Genomic DNA, 5,093 nt, shown 5'->3' with positions numbered 1-5,093 from the left:
TATTGGGGGAGGGAAATAGCCGAAAACCTTTGTTTAGGTTCCGGCTGTTGGGGGAAAGACTTTTTTGCAAAGGTCTCTGATCGTCGAAGTTTTGGTTTTGTAGGATGTGTTCGAGACGGGACGGGGTTTCGGCATTGAAGTAAATACCCATATCGTCGGTAACGAGCGACAGCGGCGGCACTAAGTTGGAGCCGAGTCCGACCGAGCGGATAAAGCCATCTTCCATGCGCAGCAGGGGGATGTGGTGTTGTTCGGCAAAACGGACGATGGCCTCTTTGCCGTTGCCCCAAGCGAGGATGCGTGCATTATCGGACAGTTTGACCCCGGCCAGTTTTTGGGTGGAAGAGATAAATTTCAGACGGCATGAGGGGACGTTAAAGAACGGTTTGGCAACCGCGCGTTTCCACAAAGACATACCGACGCAATATAACTCGCCACGCAATTTGTCGTTTTTGCGTTTGACCGTCGCCAGATAGTCGATGACATCAAAGAGGTTGCCTGCTTCGCCGGTATTGGGGTTGAGGTAGCGGCTGTATTGCAGATAGGCTGCGGCGAAGAGCTGCAGCAAGTTGCGGGGGGCGTGGCGTTGGGTTTGAACAAGGCTGCCGATTTTAGGATGGCGGTCGTCGCTTACACCCCATCCGGCATACCACGGCAGGCCGAAGGTGGTCAGCGGCTTGCCGCACAAAAGTGCCTCAAAACCCATTTGCGAGGTAACGCAATAAACTTTATCGACGTTTTGCAACAAAGAAATCGGGTTGATGTCTTCTGCCAGAAGATGGACGCGGTGTTGCTGCACCAGTTGGGTCAGATAGCCTTGTTTTTTGCCGCACAAAACATCGGGATGGGTTTTGACCCAAATATCGGCTTGCGGGTTTTCATTTAAAGCCGTCTGAAACATCAGTTCAAACGTAGAGGCGTCTGCGCCGCCATATTGGATGGCCATATCGCCGAAGGTTTGGTCGATAATGAGGACGGTTTCAGACTTGGATGGGGAGCGTAAGGGATGATTGTCTGAAAGTTCGGGCGCGTGGTTGTATTTGGACAGGTGGTGTTTTAGGATGAAATCCATCGCCTGCCGCGCCTGAGCCAAGGTTTCAGACGGCATGGCATCGGCGGCAAGAATCAGTTGTTCCAAACGCGAAGGACGTGTGGTGTCGTAGTAGATACCGATATCGTCATAGACGATGGAGTAGGGTGGATAACCGGCGACACCCAGTCCGAGCGAGCGTAAAAAGCCGTCTTCCAAAGCAATAAAGGGAAGCTGGTGTTCGGCGGCAAAAGCACGCGCTTTGTGTGTCGTCGGGCGCAAACCCCAGCCGACAACAGCCTCTGCTCCTTTTCCGTCTTTGCAGATATGAAACTCAGGCAATAGGGTGGAGAGATGGGGGATTTTGCGGATGCCGCGAGAGGGAATGTAGGCGTTTTTCACAATGCGTTTTCGTCGATTATTGTTATTAATGGATTTGTAGGCCGTCTGAAAAGAGGAACATTCTTTCAGACGGCCTGAATTATTTTTAAAACTTTTTAAAACGTGACTGCTTCGGCCAATACTTTGCCTGCCAAGTCTTTAGGCGACAGGTTCGGCTCGCCTTGTAGCGGCCAGTCGATGCCGACGGTCGGATCATTCCAAATCAGTGAGTGTTCGGCTTTGGGGTTGTAATAGTCTGTGCATTTATAGACGAACTCGGCTTCATCGCTCAGTACATAGAAGCCGTGTGCGAAACCTTCGGGTACCCACAGTTGGCGTTTGTTTTCTGCGGACAGAATCTCGCCCACCCATTTGCCGAAAGTGGGGGAGTCTTTACGCATATCGACAGCCACGTCGAATACTTCGCCGACAACCACGCGCACGAGTTTGCCTTGTGTGTTTTCAGTTTGATAGTGCAGGCCGCGCAATACGCCTTTGCTGGATTTGGAGTGGTTTTCCTGCACGAAGGTGCGTTCGCAGACTTGGGTTTTAAACCACTCGTCGCGGAAGGTTTCCATAAAAAAGCCGCGCGCGTCGCCGAAGACTTGGGGCTCAAGCAGTTTTACGTCAAGAATGGCGGTATCAATGATGTTCATCGTTTTATCTTTCATCTAAAGGCCGTCTGAAAAGTTTCAGACGGCCTCAAACATTATTTTTTCAACAGGCGCAGCAAATATTGGCCGTATTGGTTTTTCGCCATCGGGCGCGCCAGTTCTTCCAGTTTTTCATCGGAAAGCCAACTGTTGCGCCAAGCGATTTCTTCTAGGCAGGCGATTTGTAAGTCTTGAATATTTTGCACGGTTTGGACGAATGAAGCAGCTTCGTGCAGGCTCTCGTGGGTGCCTGTGTCCAGCCATGCGAAACCGCGTCCCAAAAGTTGTACCGACAATGAACCGTCTTCCAAATACATTTGGTTGAGGTCGGAAATTTCCAATTCGCCGCGGGCGGACGGTTTGATTTGTTTGGCGAACCCGACGACGCGTTGGTCGTAGAAGTACAAGCCGGTTACCGCCCAATCGGATTTGGGCTGTTGCGGTTTCTCTTCGATAGACAGGGCGTTGAAGTTTTCGTCAAATTCAACCACGCCGAAACGCTCGGGGTCTTTGACCTGATAACCGAATACGGTTGCTCCGTGGGTCTTGGCGGCGGCCTGTTTCAATGTTTGCGTAAACGATTGACCGTAGAAAATATTGTCGCCCAAAACCAAGCAAACATTATCGTTGCCGATAAATTCTTCGCCGATGATAAATGCCTGTGCCAAGCCGTCCGGACTGGGTTGCACGGCATAGCTGATGGAAATGCCGAAATCGCTGCCGTCGCCGAGCAGACGTTTGAAAGAGGCGTTGTCTTCGGGCGTGGTAATCACCAAAATATCGCGGATTCCTGCCAGCATCAATACGGACAGGGGATAGTAAATCATGGGCTTGTCGTACACGGGCAGCAGTTGTTTGGATACGCCGCGCGTGATGGGGTAGAGGCGTGTGCCGCTGCCGCCGGCAAGGATGATGCCTTTCATGGGTTTTCTCCTGAGTAGTGTGTGTTTGTGTGATTTTCAGACGGCCTAATATGGGAACAGGCCGTCTGAAAACTTATTTTCCGGTGCCTAAACGCTCTAAACGGTAGCTGCCGTTCAATACGTTTTGCCACCAGGTTTTGTTGTCCAAATACCATTGCACCGTTTTGCGGATGCCGGACTCGAATGTTTCCTGAGGTTTCCAGCCCAGCTCTCTGCCGATTTTGGCAGCGTCGATGGCGTAGCGTACGTCATGGCCGGGACGGTCTTGTACGAAAGTAATTAAATCTTCATAACGTGCCACACCGGCTGGTTTTTCAGGAACAAGCTCTTCCAGCAGGGCGCAGATGGTTTTGACGACTTCAATATTGGCTTTTTCATTGTGGCCGCCAATATTGTAGGTTTCTCCGACAACACCTTCGGTAACAACCTGATACAGCGCGCGCGCGTGGTCTTCGACAAACAGCCAGTCGCGGATTTGCATACCGTCGCCGTAAACGGGCAGCGGTTTGCCGTCAAGCGCGTTCAGAATCATCAGCGGAATGAGTTTTTCCGGGAAATGGTAAGGGCCGTAGTTGTTGGAGCAGTTGGTTACGATGGTCGGCAAACCGTAAGTACGCAACCATGCACGGACGAGGTGATCGCTGGACGCTTTAGAGGCAGAGTAGGGGCTGGACGGCGCGTATGGAGTGGTCTCAGTAAACAAATCGTCTGTGCCGTGCAAATCGCCATAGACTTCATCGGTAGAAATATGGTGGAAACGGAAGGCTTCGCGCTTTTCAGACGGCATTTGTTGCCAGTAGGCGCGGGCTGCTTCAAGCAGATTGAATGTGCCGACGATATTGGTTTGGATAAACTCGCCTGCCGAATCGATAGAGCGGTCGACATGGCTTTCCGCAGCCAAGTGCATCACGGTATCAGGCTGGTGTTGTGCGAATACGCGGTCGAGTTCGGCGCGGTTGCAAATATCCACTTGCTCAAAAGCATAGCGAGGATTATTGGCTACCTCGGTCAGAGATTCCAAATTGCCGGCATAAGTCAGCTTATCGACATTGACGACAGAGTCTTGGGTGTTTTGGATAATATGACGGACAACGGCAGAGCCGATAAAGCCCGCGCCGCCGGTAACAAGGATTTTTTTCATAAATTTCAGAGGATAGCCAAAAAATATGAACGGATTATAGCAGACAGAAAGTGTGTTTTTGAGATAAAGAGGCCGTCTGAAAACATCTCTTTCAGACGGCCTGTATCAGGTCAACTTAATCGTCGTAGCCATTTGGGTTGTTGCTGACCCAACGCCATGAATCTTCCATCATCTGCGCCAAATCACGCTTGGTTTCCCAACCGGTTTGCGCTTTGGTGTAGGCAGGGTCGGCGTAAAAGCACGCCAAATCGCATCGCGACGCGGTTTGATTTGGAACGGAATGGTCAAGCCGGAGGATACCTCAAAAGCACGGATGATTTCCAATACCGAATAAGCACGTCCCGAACCCAAATTAAACAGATGTACGCCCGAAACATTGCTTTTCGCCTGCATCGCTGCCACATGGCCTTCCGCCAAATCCATCACATGGATATAGTCGCGCATACCCGTACCGTCGGGAGTAGGATAGTCATCGCCGAAGACTGACAATTGCGGCAGCTTGCCTGAAGCCACTTGGCAGATATAAGGCAGCAGATTGTTCGGGATACCGTTTGGCTGTTCGCCGATCAAACCGTTTTCATGCGCACCGATAGGGTTGAAATAGCGCAACAAAATCACGCTCCAACGCGGATCGGCCTTTTGGATATCCGTCAAAATGCGCTCCACCATAGACTTAGACGTGCCGTAAGGGCTGGTCGTATCTCCCGGTTGCATATCTTCCGTATAAGGCACTTTACCCGGATCGCCGTAAACCGTAGCCGATTAGCTGAACACAATCTTAAATACGCCGGCACGCACCATTTCTTCTGCCAATACCAAGCTGCCCGACACATTGTTGTCATAGTATTTCATTGGTTCGGCCACGCTTTCGCCGACTGCCTTTAAAAGTGTAGAAACTAGTAGCGTTGTTTACAGTATTTCCAGGAGAATACTGAAACATGAACATGCACAAAAACACCCGTCTC

The 5,093-nt window shown here is 51.0% G+C and carries 3 protein-coding genes and 2 pseudogenes; all 5 read right to left on the bottom strand.

Annotated features, from left to right (window positions below; genetic code table 11):
- A pseudogene (locus tag ACTHSQ_RS11070) lies at positions 1-1,493 on the bottom strand (capsular polysaccharide biosynthesis protein); the annotation flags it as partial.
- Between the two features lie 34 nt (positions 1,494-1,527).
- The gene (gene rfbC, locus ACTHSQ_RS11065; protein ID WP_440371996.1) at positions 1,528-2,067 is read right to left on the bottom strand and encodes a dTDP-4-dehydrorhamnose 3,5-epimerase; all 540 of its coding nucleotides are present in this window, start codon (positions 2,065-2,067) and stop codon (positions 1,528-1,530) included.
- A gap of 53 nt (positions 2,068-2,120) precedes the next feature.
- Entirely contained in the window at positions 2,121-2,987 is an 867-nt protein-coding gene (rfbA, locus tag ACTHSQ_RS11060; protein WP_440371994.1) for a glucose-1-phosphate thymidylyltransferase RfbA, read from the bottom strand.
- A gap of 73 nt (positions 2,988-3,060) precedes the next feature.
- Positions 3,061-4,128 carry a dTDP-glucose 4,6-dehydratase gene (rffG, locus tag ACTHSQ_RS11055; protein ID WP_440371995.1) on the bottom strand — a complete coding sequence of 356 codons (1,068 nt, stop codon included), beginning with the start codon at positions 4,126-4,128 and terminating at the stop codon, positions 3,061-3,063.
- 115 nt (positions 4,129-4,243) lie between these two features.
- Positions 4,244-5,013 (bottom strand): annotated as a pseudogene (gene galE, locus ACTHSQ_RS11050) (UDP-glucose 4-epimerase GalE); the annotation flags it as partial.
- Positions 5,014-5,093 lie beyond the last annotated feature (80 nt).

This window comes from Neisseria sp. P0009.S008, assembly GCF_051958615.1.
GTDB lineage: Bacteria > Pseudomonadota > Gammaproteobacteria > Burkholderiales > Neisseriaceae > Neisseria > Neisseria subflava.
The sequence above is the reverse complement of the archived record's forward strand: the minus strand, read 5'-3'. Positions and strand labels throughout refer to the sequence as shown.

Excerpts from the sequence above, each read along its gene's own strand:
- rfbC (WP_440371996.1), bottom strand. The coding sequence starts at position 2,067 with ATGAACATCATTGATACCGCCATTCTTGACGTAAAACTGCTTGAGCCC.
- rfbA (WP_440371994.1), bottom strand. The coding sequence starts at position 2,987 with ATGAAAGGCATCATCCTTGCCGGCGGCAGCGGCACACGCCTCTACCCC.
- rffG (WP_440371995.1), bottom strand. The coding sequence starts at position 4,128 with ATGAAAAAAATCCTTGTTACCGGCGGCGCGGGCTTTATCGGCTCTGCC.